Below are 15,302 nucleotides of genomic sequence, written 5' to 3' on the forward strand. Positions count from 1 at the left end.
CTTCATCATTTCAATACTCTATAACCATGGCACCTTTATTTAATTTACATCAGGGCACAGCGCCAATGCTTGTGAGCATGCCTCACTTGGGCACCCTCATACCAGACGAGTTAAAACCGAACTATGTTCCTCGTGCGCTGGCGGTAGAGGATGCAGATTGGCACTTAGATCACTTGTACAATTTTTTGAAAGACATGGGCGCAAGTATCTTGACCCCAGTATTTTCTCGGTATGTGATTGACTTGAATCGCCCGCCAGATGATGCGCCCATGTATCCCGGTGCCTCCAATACGGAGCTTTGCCCAACTCGTTTTTTTACTGGCGAACCACTTTACACAGAAGGCTGCCAGCCAGATGCCAACGAAAAATTACGCCGTCGGGAGACCTACTGGCAACCGTATCACCAAGCGCTTTCTGGAGAATTAAGCAGATTGCGTTTAGTGCATACCAATGTGCTTCTGTGGGACGCTCACAGTATCCGTGGTCAAATTCCGTGGCTCTTCGATGGCAAACTACCCGATTTAAATGTTGGTACAGCAAACGGTTTGTCTGCTGCCGAATCTGTCGGCCGTGCAGTGATGGCAGCCTGCTCACAACAAGACCAATTTACCCATGTGTTAAATGGTCGATTTAAAGGCGGGTACATCACCCGTCAATACGGTAATCCGCAAGCTGGTATTCATGCCGTTCAGCTGGAAAAATGCCAGTCTATTTACATGAGCGAATTGCCGCCTTATGACTACAAGCCTGCGCTTGCCTCTCAAGTTCAGCCGCTGCTGCATCAGATGATGCTGGCCGCTCTGAATCAAGTTAAATCATTGAATGTATGAAGTTCAAAGCTAAATTGGCTTGGGTTGATGGCGCCTGGGCTAGCCATGTGCTTTTGGAGTCGGATGCGCAGGGTTACTGGGTGCGTATTCAACCGAATGCAACTGACACAGATTGCCAATCTGCCATAGAGCTTGGGTGCGTCATTCCTGGATTGGTCAATGCACACAGCCATGCCTTTCAAAGAGCAATTGCCGGATTGACAGAGCACAGCGAGCAATCGGGCGATGACTTCTGGAGTTGGCGCGATCGCATGTACCGAGTTGCTTTAAGCATTGGCCCTGATCATTTGGAATCTATCGCAACCTGGCTCTACAGCGAGATGCTGAAGAGTGGGTATACGCATGTTTGTGAGTTTCATTATTTGCACCGGAATCCAGATGGGCTGGCATACGCCGACGCTGCAGAGATGACTTGGGCCTTGGTCCGTGCTGCAGAAAATGTGGGTATGGGTCTCACCATGTTGCCAACCCTTTACATGAATCAAGGCTTTGGACAACCCGGTTTAAATTCAATGCAAAGAAGATTTGCATCGACACCAGATTCCATTTTGAATTTACAGCAATTGGTCGTTCAGTATGCCAATTCGAAAGGCAAGCAAGCCAGCTTGACCTCAGGTGTGGCCATTCACTCCTTGAGAGCTGTGAGTCTTGCCGAGATTCTTCATTTGACTGCAAACAGTGGCGCAGCGCCCGTGCATATTCATGTGGCTGAACAAACCAAAGAAGTTGCTGACTGCGTTGCCTACACGGGACTTAGGCCCGTGGCATGGTTGCTTGCAAATGCCAATCTGGATAAGCGCTGGAATTTGGTACATGCCACACACACCGCCGCCGACGAAATCAAGAGTATTCAAACGCAACAAGCCTCTGTAGTGATATGTCCCACCACAGAAGCCAACTTAGGCGATGGTTTTTTCGACTTGCCTGAAGCCCTTCGGCAGTCTATGCGTTGGTCAATCGGCACAGACAGTCATGTCAATCGGAATTGGACTGAGGAACTTCGCTTGTTAGAGTACGGTGGCCGACTGTCTATGCGGAAACGCAATGTCAGCTTGCTTCACCAGAACGGCTGCGGCTCTTCAAGCCAAGTGTTGTTTGAAAATGCCATTCGCGGTGGCTCCCAAGCTGCTGGTTTGCCCTTGGCAGGTCTGGCTTTGGGACAACGTGCCGACATGGTTGAAATTGACCTAGCGTCCGATTCGTTGCTGGGTGTACCTACTGATCGTTTGCTAGACGCTTTGATTTTTTCAACGCCTTCAGCCAACTTCAAGAGCATTTTTGTCGCAGGCAAAAAAGTGGATGCCAATTCAGATCGATGGAAGCCCCAATTTATTCAAACAATGTCACAGCTTGAGTGGCACTGATGAGGGGGCTGACTGGACATTCATTTTTGAGCGGCTAGTTCTTTTGCAAACGTGCAAACATGCGCGACACCCACTGACCTAAATCATCTAGGTAAGTGAACACAACAGGTATCACCAGCAAACTAAGAACCGTGCTGGTGATCAATCCGCCGATCACGGCAATGGCCATGGGTGATCTGAAACTGGTATCGGCTGCGCCCCAACCCACAGCAATAGGCAACATGCCAGCCCCCATCGCTATGGTGGTCATGACCACTGGGCGGGCTCGTTTGTGACAGGCATCAAAGATAGCGTCCCACCTGCTCATGCCTGGTACGGCCGGTTTGCCTTCTTCTGCGGGTTTGCCGCGACGCGCTTCAATGGCGTACTCCACCAGCAAAATGGAATTTTTAGTGGCGATGCCCATCAACATGATCAATCCAATGAGCGAGGGCATGGAAAAGCTCTTTTGGGCAATCAACAGACCTACAAAAGCGCCACCCAATGATAGTGGTAGGGCTGCCAAGATGGTGACTGGGTGCAAAAAGCCTTTGAACAGTAGCACTAGCACGATGTAAATGCAAAGCACGCCAATGGTCATTGCTAAGCCGAAGCTGGCAAACAGCTCTCCCATGACTTCGGCATCGCCCACTTCAACCACTTTGACGCCTGTCGGTAAGCTTTGTAGCGAAGGCAGTTTTTGGACAGCTTGCGTCACATCTCCCAGTGGCATGCCAGACAGTTCAATTTCAAAATTGACATTGCGTTGACGGTCATAGCGGTCAATCACAGCAGGCCCGCTAGCCAACTCGATGCTGGCAACTTGGCCCAACATGACGGGCCCACGGCTACCAGGAACGCTTAAGCGCTCTAGCACCTCGAGGTCTTTGCGCGCATCGTCACTCAGTTTGACGACGATAGGTACTTGGCGTTGAGACAGATTGAGCTTGGGCAGGGCGGCGTCATAGTCGCCCAAAGTAGCGACGCGCAGTGTGTCGCTGATGGCGGCACTGGTCACACCCAAATCAGCAGCTTTGGCAAAGTCGGGGCGCACTGCAATCTCGGGTCTGACTAAGCTGGCGGTAGACGCAATGGAGCCTAAACCTTGAATGGTCCGGAGATCATTTTCAACGGCCAAGGCCGCTGTTTGCAAGGCTTGTGGGTCTTCACCAGTAAGCACCAAAATGTATTTTTCGCCAGAGCCGCCCAAGCCAACCTTGGTTCTGACACCAGGCAATTGCTGCAAAGCGATTCGAATGTCGTTTTCAATTTGCTGCTTGAGTGGGCGTTTGCCACGTTCGGTCAGTTGAATGGTTAAGGTGGCTTTGCGCACTTCGGCTGCGCCACTGCCTGCAAATGGATCTGTACCTGCGCTGCCGCCACCAATGGTGGTGTAGACGCTTTGAACATCTTTGACCGTTGTCAGCAATTTGCGAGCTTGCTCGGCACTGTCCTGAGTTTGTTGCAAGCTTGAACCTGGAGGGAGCTCAACATAGACTTGGGTTTGCGAATTGTCATCGGGCGGAATAAACCCTTGAGGCAGCAGCGGCACCAGCATGATGGAGCCAATAAAAAACAGCGTCGCCATCACCATGGTCACTACGCGGTGCTTCATGCACCAAGCCACCCAAACCATGTAGCGAACCAACCATTGGGGTTCTTTCTCGGGCGTGACGATGGGCTTTAGGATGTAAGCGGCCATCATGGGTGTGAGTACTCGGGCTACCACCAAAGAGGCAAATACGGCAAGCGAGGCCGTCCAACCAAATTGTTTAAAAAACTTACCAGGAATACCCGACATGAAGGCGGTGGGCAAGAACACGGCAATGAGGGTGAAGGTGGTGGCAATCACGGCCAAGCCAATTTCGTCTGCAGCCTCCATGGCCGCTTGGTAGGGCGTTTTGCCCATGCGCAAGTGGCGCACGATGTTTTCTACTTCAACAATGGCATCGTCTACCAGCACCCCAATGACCAATGACAAAGCGAGCAGGGTGACCACATTGATAGAAAACCCCAAATAGGCCATGCCAATGAAAGCAGGGATGACCGACAAAGGCAAAGCCACAGCCGATACAAAGGTGGCTCTAAAGTCACGCAAAAACAACCAGACCACCAGCACCGCCAATATTGCACCTTCGTAAAGGAGTATCAAGGAGCCAGAGTATTCTTCTTCGACGGGCGTCACAAAGTCGAAAGACTCTGTGATTTCGATATCGGGATTCTGAATCCGAAAATCTGCCAAGGCTTTGCGCACCAAATGACCCACAGCCACTTCGCTTTCGCCTTTGCTGCGCACCACTTCAAAACCCACCACGGGTGTGCCATTCAAACTAGCAGCAGAGCGCGGCTCTGCGAGGGTGTCGCGCACGTTAGCCACTTGGTCCAAACGGATGCGTGCACCGCGTGAGGTCGCCAGCTCAATTTGTCCAACTTCTTGCGCGGTTTTCACTGTGGCCAAAGTGCGCACAGCTTGCTCGCCGATACCCAAGTCCATTCGACCGCCAGAGCCTTCTTGTTGAACTTGCTTGAGCTGGCGAGAGACTTCAGCCGCAGTAATGCCCAATGATTGCAAGCGGTTGACGTCAAGGGCAATGTGGACTTCTCGGGTTACGCCACCTACGCGGTTGACTGCACCGACGCCACGCAAGGACAAAAGTTTGCGGGTAATTTCTTTATCGACCAACCACGACAAGGCTTCGTCATCCAAGCGGCTTGAGCGCACGGTGTAGGCCAGTACGGGTGTTCCTGCCAGATTGATTTTTTGCACAATAGGATCGCGCAATTCGCCGGGCAAGTCGGCGCGAACGCTTTGAATGGCGGAGCGCACATCGTCCACCGCTTCTTGCACGGGTTTTTCCATGCGGAATTCAGCTGTCATAGACACAGCGCCATCTTGTACTTTGGTGGTGATGTGTTTCAAACCTTGCAAGGGTGCTAACGCATTCTCTAGCTTGCGGGCTACATCGGTTTCTAACTGGGTGGGCGCTGCACCTGGCAAGCTGGCAGTCACGGTAATGGTGGGCAGGTCTAGGTCAGGAAAGTTCTGCACCTTCATAGACCCAAATGCAATGAAGCCTGCCACCGTGAGCAGCACAAAAAGCATGACCGCAGGAATAGGGTTACGGATCGACCAAGAGGAGACGTTCAACATCGTGTCTACCTTTTATTTGGTCGCAGGAGCTTGATTGACAACGCGCACGGTATCGCCAGAGTTTAGAAAAGCGCCGCCACTGACAACCACGCGTTCATCTGATTTCAAGCCACTGAGTATTTCTTGTCTGTCACCACTCAAACGTCCTGTTTGAACCTTGGCCTGAGTCACTTTGTTGTCAGCACCCACGGTGTAGACGTAGCTAAATCCATCTCTCACAACCACTGCGGTTTGAGGAACCGTCATAGCTTTGCTTTGGCCAAGCACGATGTCGCCCTTGGCATACATGCCTGCGCGGGCTGAGCCTAATTGCTCGGTCAAGTCGACATAGACCAAAGCGTTGCGGGTTTGGGCGTCTACCGATGGCGCCACCATTCGAACTTTGCCTTGCAACACTTGTCCACTGGCCGCCGTAATCTTGACGGGTGAACCAACTTTGATGCGGCCAATGTCGGAAGCGGTGACCTCTGCGCGCCATTCAAGGCGGCCTTGACGAATGAGACGAAACAGCTCTGCGCCTGGATTGACGACGCTACCAACGGTGGCCAAACGAGATGAAATAACGCCGGCATCGGGCGACTTCACTTGGGTTTGGGCAAGTCGAACAGTTTGTAATTGAACTGCAGCGCGAGCTGACTGAACTCGGGCTTGGGCAATGGCATCGGTAGCCAAGGTTTGGCTTAACTGAGCATTGCTAAAAAATCCCTGCTGTTGCAATGATTTTGCGCGATCAGTTTGAACGCGGGCCTCTAAGGCGCTGGCGATGGCTTCAGCCAAGCTGCCTTCCGCCTGAGCCAATTCGGCTTTCAAAGTATCAGACTGCAGCACCGCAAGCACATCACCTTTTTTAACGCGGTCGCCCACATTGACAAGAACTTCGCTAATTTTTAAGCCATTGGCTTCAGCACCAATGATGGCTTCTTGCCAAGCTGCAAGTGAGCCGTTGGCCGAAACATGTTGGTTAATGTCTAGCTGGCTTGGGCTAACCACATTGACTGTGAGCGATGGTTTGGTGACCGGCGCTGAGGTGTTGGCTTTGGGGTCAGTTGCGTTAACAGATAAGGCCAATGTGGACACTAAAACACCAAGGATTGCTTTCATACTGACTCGCTAATTCATACACTGATTTGAATTGTACATGGGTCATTGATTTATCAAGCAAAAAACCCGATGGAATTATTGTCTTGAATGTGCTACTGTGGACAGAAATTGTGTCTGGGAGGCCTATATGTCAGTCGATATCCACCCCATTGACCCTGCAAGCCCCACCTTCATTGGTGAGGTTTCAGGCATTGATCTAAGCCGCAAGCTGACAGATCAAGAGGTCAGCGCCATCCATGCTGCCATGGACCATTTTGGGGTGCTGATATTTCATGACCAACATTTGGACGATGAACAGCAAATTTCATTCAGTCGTCAACTGGGCATGTTAGAAGAAGCCACTGGCGACATCATGTCTGTCAAGGACAGGCGGATTGGCATGGCCTTGAACGATATTTCCAACCTCGACAAAAATGGCGAATTGCTGCCACGCGACGATCGCAGACGTTTGTTTGGTTTGGGCAATATGCTGTGGCACTCAGACAGCTCCTTCAAGGAAGTGCCCGCCAAGTATTCAATGCTCTCGGCCCGAAAAATTCCGGCAACCGGTGGCAATACCGAATTTGCGGACATGCGTGCTGCCTATGATGCTCTAGAAGATGAAACAAAGGCTGAGGTGCACGACCTCATTTGTTTACACAGCCAAATTTACTCTCGAGGTGTTTTGGGCTTTGATGATTTCACAGACGAAGAGCGCGCTAAGTGGGCGCCAGTGCGCCAACGCCTTGTGCGCCGACATCCAACGACAGGACGGCTTTCTCTGTATTTGGCAAGCCATGCTGGCGGCATTGAAGGTTGGCCAATGCCTGAGGCGCGTTCATTTTTACGTGACCTCAACGAACACGCTACACAGCGTCAGTTTGTTTATGCGCATGTATGGCGCCCATGGGATCTGGTGATGTGGGACAACCGCGTCACGATGCACCGTGCGCGCCGGTACGACCCTACTGAAGTTCGCGATTTGCGCAGAACAACCTTGACCAATGAGGTCTCTAGTTTGGCGCAGATCTAAGGCTGAGTGAATCAACCCTTGATTGCTGTCAAGGGGGTCTTCATTCAGTAGTCTTTATCGCGCCTTGCCGAAAGCGGGTAAGACGGGTCGTTGTAGCCTGGCGTAGAAGGATGGCCAGGCGAGACAAGTTGATTGACGAAGTCTTCGTCTTCTTGCGTAATGGTTACATCCAGCGCGCCCCAATAGTCCTGCCACTGCGCCAAGGTGCGGGGGCCGCCAATGACCGATGTGACTGCGTGGTTTGCCAACACCCAAGCCAATGCAAAGTGCGACAGCTGAATGCCTTTTTCTTGACAACGCAAGCTGAGCTTTTGTGCAATTTCTAGCGACTCTTTGCGGTACTCGGTTTCAAGAATGCGTTTGTCGTTACGGGCTAAACGGCTTTCGGGTAGAGGGGCAGCGCCAGGTGCATATTTGCCTGTGAGGATGCCTCTGGCAATAGGGCTGTAGGGCGCAACACCTATGCCGTAATGAGCACAGGCTTCCAATATTTCAACCTCTGGCAAACGGTTGAGCAAGTTGTAATAAGGTTGGCACACCACAGGGGCGGGCATGTTGAATTGCTGGCACAAGCGCATGACTTCGGCAATGCGCCAGCCTCTGAAGTTAGACAAACCCCAGTATCGAATTTTGCCGTCGCGCAGCAAAGCTTCAATGGCTCGCAAGGGCTCTTCGAGGTGCATGCCGTTGAAGTCGCGGTGCAAGTAATAAATATCTAAGTGATCGGTTTGCAAGCGGCTCAAACTGTCTTCGCAGGCGCGCATCATCCAAGTACGAGAGAAATGGCTCTCGTTGATGTTGTCTGACATGCTGTTGCCAACTTTGCTGGCCAAGAGCCACTGATTGCGATTGGGTTTGATCAATTCGCCAGTCATGACTTCTGATTTGCCAAAGCTGTAGACATCGGCGGTGTCGATGAAGTTGCAACCATTTTGCAGTGCATGGTCCACGATGCTGCGAGCCTCTGACATGCTTGTTTGGTCTGCAAACATCATGGTCCCAAGGCAAATCCGCGAGACTTTCAGGGGGCTGCGCCCTAAGTTTTTGTAAATCATGTGAAGTACCTTTGAATCTGATTGATCAAGAAGCCGTTAGGGGCTGAGCACACTTCCATTAAGGATGCGGTCCCCAAGGTGCAGCCACCATGAGCTGAACATTCTGTGCATGAATGAGAGGGCGAATTTGTTTAGCGAAAGCCATGAAGGATTCGTCGGCAAAAAGCCTGGCCCAAAAGTCGCGTCGATCGGCGTCGCTGTCAAAGCGCCAAAGGTGGATGAGTTGATGCAGATTGCCTGTATCGCTCACAAAGTAGCCAATCAATTTGTTGTCAAAACCACCCTTGCTTAGGGCAGCCCAGCCTTCAGTGGAGTACAACTGTTTGACCTGCTGCATCTCTCCAACCTTGACGTCGTAGGTGCGTTTTTCGTAAATTACTGTCATGGAATGGACTCCTTGAGATGCATTTGGGGGGTGTATTGAAAAGGGCTGCAATGCCTGCATTCAATCAAAGGATGCACTTTTCCGATATAGCGGGTTCTACTGAGATGCAAGACCGCCCAAAGAAAAACCCCTTGAGCATTGCTGCTGAAGGGGTTCTTTTATTTGGCTCCTCGACCTGGGCTCGAACCAGGGACCTACGGATTAACAGAAATCCAGGCTCGTCAAAAATCTATATAAATCAACGACTTATAGGTGTTTTTATTAAACGTGTAATATTTCGTGCAATAACCCCAAAAGTTACATTATGTAACTTTCCAGCCAAAACATCCAAATTTGCGTTGAGCCGTGTCATTTTGCACCCAAAAGTTAGACGCTTGGCTTGGGGCTCGCGCTTGTTTTCGAAAAAGTTAGACGCCATGCGTGGGCATCAAGCCCTGTTTTTCGTAGTAACGGATGGTTTCGACATCCACGCCGGTGGCGAGGGCAAGTTCCTTTATCTGCATTAGATGGTCCTGCTTTAAATAAGTATTTGACACTGTAGCGGCTCCAGGGTTTCTAATGCAAGAATTGAAAGGAAAACCCATGTCCACCCACTGCTGTGACCATGTCGCACCCAAACTTGATGCCATTGTGAACCTGGTCCGTTACCGCAAGATCCTCTGGATCGCCCTCGTGGTCAATGCCGCGATGTTCCTGGTCGAGATCGTGGCTGGCGTTCAGTCTGGGTCACTTTCTTTGCTGGCGGACGCGGTCGATTTTGCGGGCGACGCGATGAACTACGCGGTATCGCTCGCGGTGCTGGCTTCGGCGCTGGCATGGCGAGCGCGCGCCGCCATGCTCAAAGCCTTGAGCATGATGGGTTTTGGCCTGTATGTGCTGGGCGCAGCACTGTGGTCGGTGTGGAATGGCGGCGTGCCCCAGGCCACCACTATGGGTTCAATAGCCCTCGTGGCGCTGGTGGCCAACGTGGCCGTGGCATGGATGCTCTATGCCTTCCGAGAAGGCGATGCCAACATGCGAAGCGTGTGGCTATGCTCTCGCAACGACGCCATCGGCAACCTTGCCGTGTTCATCGCCGCCTTGGGCGTGTTTGGCACTGGATCGGCTTGGCCTGATCTTGCGGTGGCAAGCCTGATGGCGGCGCTCGCCTTGCACGGTGGCTGGACCGTGCTGCAGCAGGCGCGCGGTGAACTGGGCGAAGATAGTGCCAAGGAAGACCGCCATGGCCACGTCCACTGAACCAATCCGATGGAATCCTTCCGCTGTGTGTCAGACAAACTCGGTATGAATAGAGCTGTCCTTTAAGCGCTTTGTGCTGCAGCACTGTTTGGCGCTAGCCCCCCGTTTGCCAAGCTATTGACGGGTGATACACCACCAGTTCTTTTGGCGGGGTTACTTTATTTGGGAAGCGGGCTTGGCCTAAGTCTGGCACGCGTGATTCGTGATCACGGCGTAAGGCCGTCGGGCCTGCCCAAAGGTGACTGGCCCTGGCTGCTGGGGGCGATCTTTTTTGGTGGGATGCTAGGCCCTGTGGCGCTGATGTTTGGATTGCTATCAACAAGCGGTTCCACTGCATCGCTGTTGCTGAACCTCGAAGCTTTGAATGGGATGGCGTTGAGCCTCACACACATGATCACAAGCATGCAAAACTCAAACACGAGCATGCACATTTTCCGGACATTCACCACCGACATTCACATTCATGACACCGATCCAAGCATTGGGCCTGTACGCGCTAACCGCCTTCGCAGAGATTATTGGTTGCTACCTGCCGTACTTATGGCTCAAGAAAAGTGCGTCTCAATGGTGGTTGATTGTTGCCGCAGCAAGTTTGGGCCTGTTCGCGTGGCTGCTGACGCTGCATCCACATCCTGCTGGACGTGTGTATGCCGCCTACGGTGGGGTATACATCGTTGTTTCAGTCTTGTGGCTGTGGTTAGTAGATGGCGTGTTGCCTGATCGCTGGGACTTGGTAGGCGCATCACTCGTGCTTGCCGGAGTGGCTGTGATTTATTTTGCACCGCGCAACGTGTCGCTTTGACTCAGCATGTGCTTTCGTGCGTCTAGTCGGTAAGCGCTGCCCTCGCTTCTCAGAGTCATGCTCAAAACTCTCCAAACGCACCATTCCCAATGACGGCCTGGCATGGCAGAAGCTTCCAGAACATCAGAGCAACAAGTGCTACAAAGACCATCCAAAGTCTTGCGGAGTAAAGATGGTACTTGTCCAGACAGGTTGAAGCAATCCCGCCAATGACAACCAGTCATGGCGGGGGCCCCAGAACATCAAAGCAAAGTGATGTCTTTGATCAAACGGGAACGCAGTGCGCGCCGTTTGAGTTGATCAACTGAGTCATCTGTCCACCAATGTGAAGAGTTGCCCCAGATCCAATCGGTACCCGTAATCCCTAGTAACTGAACTTCTCCCTTCGTACCTGAAATTGTTCGATCAAAGGTCTTGCCTCCAACATTGAAGGTGATTTGATGAGTCCCCTCTTTTAATCGCAGGCGAATCATGGAGTTTGGAACAGTCTCCATCGCTGCGCCACCATCCACAGAAATGTCCAACGGATGATGTCCGTCGCCCCAATAACGCACGACGTAAACCGTCAGAGCTTCAGGCACTGAGGCAAACAACTTTGCTTCATCATCTTTGGCAATGCTGGGTGCAGGATCTTTGGTGCAGTAAGCATTTCTGCCTCGATCCGTATGGCAATGCGGCTTCTCAGCGATTCGATCAACCGGTGAAGCGCAGCCTGCGATGCCAAGTACGCAAGCTGAGACGACGATTGTTTTAGTAATCCAAGTTTTCATAATATTTTCCCAAAATTGATCCACCATTTGTGGCAAATACAAGTAAGTTGTAAACGCCTCATTTCAGAACAAAACGTGCAGAAGTGGTTTTCCCAGCTGAACTGAATTGAGCAACAACCTTTGTCCCAGGAGCTACCTTGAAGCTACCTTTGGCTTCAAGCTTGTCGCCTGTTGGTTTCAACTCAACTTCTTGCTTGTCAGCGCCAGAAAGCAGTGTGACTTTTGCCGTCGTTTTACTCACGTCAACGGGTTTGCCATGGTCACGCACGAACAACTGCAGCACATCAGGTTTGGCGACCAGTTCGTAGTCAACATCCTTGACGGTGGTCAAAACACCCCCTTGCATGGGTTTGTGATCTGTATCGTGTGGCCCTGCCCATGCGAGTCCGCTGAGAAAAAGCGACGAAGTGATCAAAAGCGTGTGAAATTTCATGAGATGTCCTTTTGAGGTTTTGGTTGAGGTTGAAGAAACGAATGAATGGTCAGAATGCTTCAGCATCTTTGTCTTGTAAAAGCGCCTCGGCAGGTTTGCGGCCAAAGAGCCAAAACATGGCAGGCGTCAGAAAGGTGTCGAGCAGCGTCGAGCTGATCAAGCCCGAGAAAATCACCACGGCGACCGGGTGCAAAATTTCGGTGCCGGGGCGTTCGGCCTCGAAGAGCAATGGTGCCAATGCGAAGGCAGTCACCAAGGCCGTCATCAACACCGGGCTCAAACGTTCCATCGAACCGCGCAAGATCATGGGCTTGGTGAAGGACTCTCCTTCAAAGCGCATCAGGTTGATGTAATGACTGACCTTCAAAATGCCGTTACGCACCGAAATGCCAGCCAACGTGATGAACCCGACCAAGGCGGCCACCGACAAGGGCTGACCTGACAACCACAGACCCAACACGGCACCCACGAGCGCCAAGGGAATGTTCACCATGATTAAGGCCGACAAAACGGCGGACTTGTAGCGGCTGTAAAGCACCACAAACATCAACACCACAGAGACCACCGAGAGCAAAGAGATCAGGCGTGAGGCTTCTTCTTGCGCCTGAAACTGTCCTCCAAGGGTGATGAAGTAGCCCTCTGGCAATCGAGAATCCGCCGTCACTTTGCGTATGTCGGCCACAACTTCTGACAATGGGCGGCCCGAAGCGTTGGCAGAAATCACGATACGCCGCTTGCCGTTGTCGCGACTGATTTGGTTGGGACCATCGGCGTCTTCAATCGTTGCGATTTTGGACAGCGGAATTCTGCCCGAGGGTGTTTCGATCAACACCTGGCCCAAGCCTTCCAGCGATCGTGCGGATTCTGGTAAACGCACAACCAACGCAAAGCGGCGACCTCCCTCCATGATTTGCGTGACACGTTCACCTTCCACCAAGGTCTGCAGTGTGGCAAGCACTTGCGCGCCAGACAGGCCGTATTGCGCCGCTGCCGCATAGTCCAACCGTACCTTGATCTGGGGCGCAAGAACTTGTTTTTCGATTTGCAGGTCAGCTATGCCCTCGATGCCTGACAGCCGTGAGCGCAGCGCATCGGCTTGCCCGCGCAGCACGTCCAGGTCTTCGCCAAAAATCTTGATGGCGATTTGGGAGCGCACGCCCGACAGCATGTGGTCGATACGGTGTGAGATGGGTTGCCCCACCTCAATCGAAGCAGGCAGGTTGACCAAGCGTGCACGGATGTCGGCACGGACCTCATCCATCGAGCGCGTCAACTCGCCTGAGGGTTTGATGCCCACGTCTAATTCGCTGACATGAACGCCTTCGGCATGCTCATCGAGTTCAGCACGTCCGCTGCGCCTGCCCACATGCAGCACTTCGGGCACTTGCTTGACCAGCACTTCCGCCTGGCGTGCCAGGTCAGAGGACTCGGTCAAGGTCACGCCCGGGTTCAGACGTATCCCGACCAGCAGCGTCCCTTCATTGAAGGGGGGCAAGAAGGTGGTCGGAAAAAACGGAACAGCCGCCGCTGCAAACACTACCGCCACACATGCACTGGTTATCGCCACGCGTGGCTTGTCCAGCACTTTTTGCAAACTGCCTTTGTAGCCTTGCTTGAGCCATGCCAGCACTTTGGTGTCGCCATGGTCCAGGTTTTTCATGCCCGGCAAGAGGTAGTAGCTCAGCACCGGCGTCATCGTTACCGACACCAACAAAGAGGCCAGTGTCGAGATGATGAAGGCAATGCCCAGCGGCACAAACAACTTGCCTTCCAGGCCCGGCAAAGCAAAAAGCGGAAGGAAGACCAGCACGATGATCACCGTCGCATAGAGGATCGCCGAGCGGACTTCCATGGACGCCTTGGCCACGAGCGCGAGCAGCGACAGGCGCTGGCTTGGGTCCTTGGCGCGGTCTTCTTTCATGCGCCGCAAGATATTTTCCACATCCACCACGGCATCGTCCACCAGTCCGCCAATGGCAATCGCCAGCCCCCCCAGCGTCATGGTGTTGATCGACAAGCCAAAATACTTGAACACCAGTGCCGTGATGAAGATGGACACTGGGATGGCGGTGAGCGCAATGATGGTGGGGCGAACCGTGCCCAGGAAGAAGAACAGGATCGCGGCCACAAACAGCGAGGCGCCGATGAGTTTGCCTTGCAGCGTCGAGATCGAGGCCTCGATGAAGCTGGCCTGCCGGAAGGTCACACGGGGTGCCTCCATCCCCGCAGGAAGGGATGCCTTGAGATCCGTAATCGCTTCTTCAATCGACTGTGTTAAACGGGTCGTGTCAGCGGTTGGCTGCTTTTGAACGCCCAGAATCACGGCTGGCTTGCCTTCAAAGCCTGCATCCCCACGTTTGATGGCTGCGGCAAAAGTGACCTCAGCGATCTGGCGCAACAAGATGGGCTGACCGTTCTTGGCGGTAATAGCCAGATTGCGCAAGTCCTCCAGGCGGGAAGTGCGACCAAGATTTCGAATCAGGTACTCGCGCCCGTTGAGCTCCAGAAATCCCCCTGAGGTGTTGGCCGAAAACCCGCGCAACGCCGACTCCAACTGGTCCAAGGAGATACCCAAGTCCGACAGGCGCGCTGTGTTGGGCTGCACCTGAAACTGGCGCACTTCGCCGCCAATGGGGATGATCTGTGCGACGCCGGGGATGGCCAGGAGTCGAGGCCGGAGCACCCAGTCGGCGTACTCACGCACGGCCATAGGGGAGATCTTCTGCGGATCGACAGGAATAGCGATCTGCATGATCTCACCCATGATGGAGCTGATCGGCCCCATCCGTGGTATTACCCCGGCAGCCAAACCTTCTTCCATGGACGAGAGGCGTTCAGACACCAGTTGGCGTGCCCGAAAAATCTCCGTGTCCCAGTTGAAGGTGACATACAAAAAGGACAGGCCAGCAGAAGAGGTTGAACGAACCGATTCGACCCCAGGCAAGCCATTCATGGCCGTCTCCAGAGGAAAGGTAATCAGTTGCTCGACCTCTTCAGGCGCCATGCCACCCGCCTCGGTCATGATCGTCACAGTAGGTTTGTTGAGATCGGGAAAGACATCGACTGGCGTTCGAGACAATGTGAATGCCCCGTAAGCCATCAATACGGCACCCGCTATCAACACCAGAAGCCGGTTGGTCAGGCTATTTTCGAGAAGCCACTTGAACATATCGTGACCCCT

At 52.9% G+C, this 15,302-nt stretch carries 13 protein-coding genes and 2 pseudogenes; 7 read left to right on the forward strand and 8 right to left on the reverse strand.

Annotated elements, in window-relative coordinates; all coding sequences use genetic code 11:
* Positions 1-26: 26 nt before the first annotated feature.
* Positions 27-830, forward strand: coding sequence for an N-formylglutamate deformylase (hutG, locus tag AMM03_RS03320; RefSeq protein WP_090129009.1), 804 nt, complete (start codon positions 27-29; stop codon positions 828-830).
* Positions 827-2,194: a formimidoylglutamate deiminase gene (locus AMM03_RS03325; RefSeq protein WP_090129010.1), complete on the forward strand. Its 1,368-nt coding sequence runs from the start codon at positions 827-829 to the stop codon at positions 2,192-2,194. The genes hutG and AMM03_RS03325 overlap by 4 nt, the downstream gene beginning before the upstream one ends.
* A gap of 34 nt (positions 2,195-2,228) precedes the next feature.
* On the opposite strand, the gene AMM03_RS03330 is transcribed toward AMM03_RS03325, so the two are convergent.
* A complete protein-coding gene (locus AMM03_RS03330) occupies positions 2,229-5,324 on the reverse strand; it encodes an efflux RND transporter permease subunit (protein WP_090129011.1) in 3,096 nt (1,031 codons plus the stop codon).
* A gap of 12 nt (positions 5,325-5,336) precedes the next feature.
* Complete coding sequence (locus AMM03_RS03335) at positions 5,337-6,425, reverse strand: efflux RND transporter periplasmic adaptor subunit (RefSeq protein WP_090129012.1); 1,089 nt, start codon at positions 6,423-6,425, stop codon at positions 5,337-5,339.
* 127 nt (positions 6,426-6,552) lie between these two features.
* Here AMM03_RS03335 and AMM03_RS03340 point away from each other — a divergent pair, with 127 nt between their 5' ends.
* Entirely contained in the window at positions 6,553-7,437 is an 885-nt protein-coding gene (locus AMM03_RS03340; protein ID WP_090129013.1) for a TauD/TfdA dioxygenase family protein, read from the forward strand.
* Positions 7,438-7,481: 44 nt separating this feature from the next.
* Here AMM03_RS03340 and AMM03_RS03345 read toward each other — a convergent pair whose 3' ends face one another.
* The 3 genes from AMM03_RS03345 to AMM03_RS03355 all read right to left on the reverse strand — a co-directional run bounded on the left by AMM03_RS03345 (position 7,482) and on the right by AMM03_RS03355 (position 9,380).
* Complete coding sequence (locus AMM03_RS03345; RefSeq protein ID WP_090129014.1) at positions 7,482-8,492, reverse strand: aldo/keto reductase; 1,011 nt, start codon at positions 8,490-8,492, stop codon at positions 7,482-7,484.
* A gap of 58 nt (positions 8,493-8,550) precedes the next feature.
* The gene (locus AMM03_RS03350; protein WP_090129015.1) at positions 8,551-8,877 is read right to left on the reverse strand and encodes an NIPSNAP family protein; all 327 of its coding nucleotides are present in this window, start codon (positions 8,875-8,877) and stop codon (positions 8,551-8,553) included.
* A gap of 407 nt (positions 8,878-9,284) precedes the next feature.
* Entirely contained in the window at positions 9,285-9,380 is a 96-nt protein-coding gene (locus AMM03_RS03355; RefSeq protein ID WP_228764541.1) for a MerR family DNA-binding transcriptional regulator, read from the reverse strand.
* Positions 9,381-9,459: 79 nt separating this feature from the next.
* Here AMM03_RS03355 and AMM03_RS03360 point away from each other — a divergent pair, with 79 nt between their 5' ends.
* The 4 genes and pseudogenes from AMM03_RS03360 (at position 9,460) to AMM03_RS03370 (ending at position 10,918) form a co-directional block, all read left to right on the forward strand.
* A complete protein-coding gene (locus AMM03_RS03360; RefSeq protein ID WP_090129323.1) occupies positions 9,460-10,116 on the forward strand; it encodes a cation efflux transmembrane domain-containing protein in 657 nt (218 codons plus the stop codon).
* A gap of 84 nt (positions 10,117-10,200) precedes the next feature.
* Positions 10,201-10,479: pseudogene (locus AMM03_RS03365) on the forward strand (EamA family transporter); the annotation flags it as partial.
* Positions 10,476-10,583 (forward strand): annotated as a pseudogene (locus tag AMM03_RS14365) (EamA/RhaT family transporter); the annotation flags it as partial. The pseudogenes AMM03_RS03365 and AMM03_RS14365, both read left to right, overlap by 4 nt.
* Positions 10,580-10,918: a YnfA family protein gene (locus AMM03_RS03370; protein WP_090129016.1), complete on the forward strand. Its 339-nt coding sequence runs from the start codon at positions 10,580-10,582 to the stop codon at positions 10,916-10,918. The pseudogene AMM03_RS14365 and the gene AMM03_RS03370, both read left to right, overlap by 4 nt.
* A gap of 242 nt (positions 10,919-11,160) precedes the next feature.
* Here AMM03_RS03370 and AMM03_RS03375 read toward each other — a convergent pair whose 3' ends face one another.
* The 3 genes from AMM03_RS03375 to AMM03_RS03385 are packed head-to-tail and all read right to left on the reverse strand — an operon-like array spanning position 11,161 to position 15,290.
* The gene (locus AMM03_RS03375; RefSeq protein WP_090129017.1) at positions 11,161-11,730 is read right to left on the reverse strand and encodes a hypothetical protein; all 570 of its coding nucleotides are present in this window, start codon (positions 11,728-11,730) and stop codon (positions 11,161-11,163) included.
* Positions 11,731-11,746: 16 nt separating this feature from the next.
* Positions 11,747-12,121, reverse strand: a complete 375-nt coding sequence (locus tag AMM03_RS03380; RefSeq protein ID WP_019425173.1) for a hypothetical protein — start codon at positions 12,119-12,121, stop codon at positions 11,747-11,749.
* A gap of 49 nt (positions 12,122-12,170) precedes the next feature.
* The gene (locus AMM03_RS03385) at positions 12,171-15,290 is read right to left on the reverse strand and encodes an efflux RND transporter permease subunit (protein WP_090129018.1); all 3,120 of its coding nucleotides are present in this window, start codon (positions 15,288-15,290) and stop codon (positions 12,171-12,173) included.
* Positions 15,291-15,302: the final 12 nt, after the last annotated feature.

The sequence above is a fragment of the Limnohabitans sp. Rim11 genome (genome assembly GCF_001269365.1).
GTDB lineage: Bacteria > Pseudomonadota > Gammaproteobacteria > Burkholderiales > Burkholderiaceae_C > Limnohabitans_A.

Excerpts from the sequence above, each read along its gene's own strand:
- AMM03_RS03385 (WP_090129018.1), bottom strand. The coding sequence starts at position 15,290 with ATGTTCAAGTGGCTTCTCGAAAATAGCCTGACCAACCGGCTTCTGGTG.
- AMM03_RS03380 (WP_019425173.1), bottom strand. The coding sequence starts at position 12,121 with ATGAAATTTCACACGCTTTTGATCACTTCGTCGCTTTTTCTCAGCGGA.
- AMM03_RS03370 (WP_090129016.1), top strand. The coding sequence starts at position 10,580 with ATGACACCGATCCAAGCATTGGGCCTGTACGCGCTAACCGCCTTCGCA.
- AMM03_RS03350 (WP_090129015.1), bottom strand. The coding sequence starts at position 8,877 with ATGACAGTAATTTACGAAAAACGCACCTACGACGTCAAGGTTGGAGAG.
- AMM03_RS03345 (WP_090129014.1), bottom strand. The coding sequence starts at position 8,492 with ATGATTTACAAAAACTTAGGGCGCAGCCCCCTGAAAGTCTCGCGGATT.
- hutG (WP_090129009.1), top strand. The coding sequence starts at position 27 with ATGGCACCTTTATTTAATTTACATCAGGGCACAGCGCCAATGCTTGTG.
- AMM03_RS03340 (WP_090129013.1), top strand. The coding sequence starts at position 6,553 with ATGTCAGTCGATATCCACCCCATTGACCCTGCAAGCCCCACCTTCATT.
- AMM03_RS03360 (WP_090129323.1), top strand. The coding sequence starts at position 9,460 with ATGTCCACCCACTGCTGTGACCATGTCGCACCCAAACTTGATGCCATT.
- AMM03_RS03325 (WP_090129010.1), top strand. The coding sequence starts at position 827 with ATGAAGTTCAAAGCTAAATTGGCTTGGGTTGATGGCGCCTGGGCTAGC.
- AMM03_RS03330 (WP_090129011.1), bottom strand. The coding sequence starts at position 5,324 with ATGTTGAACGTCTCCTCTTGGTCGATCCGTAACCCTATTCCTGCGGTC.
- AMM03_RS03355 (WP_228764541.1), bottom strand. The coding sequence starts at position 9,380 with ATGCAGATAAAGGAACTTGCCCTCGCCACCGGCGTGGATGTCGAAACC.
- AMM03_RS03335 (WP_090129012.1), bottom strand. The coding sequence starts at position 6,425 with ATGAAAGCAATCCTTGGTGTTTTAGTGTCCACATTGGCCTTATCTGTT.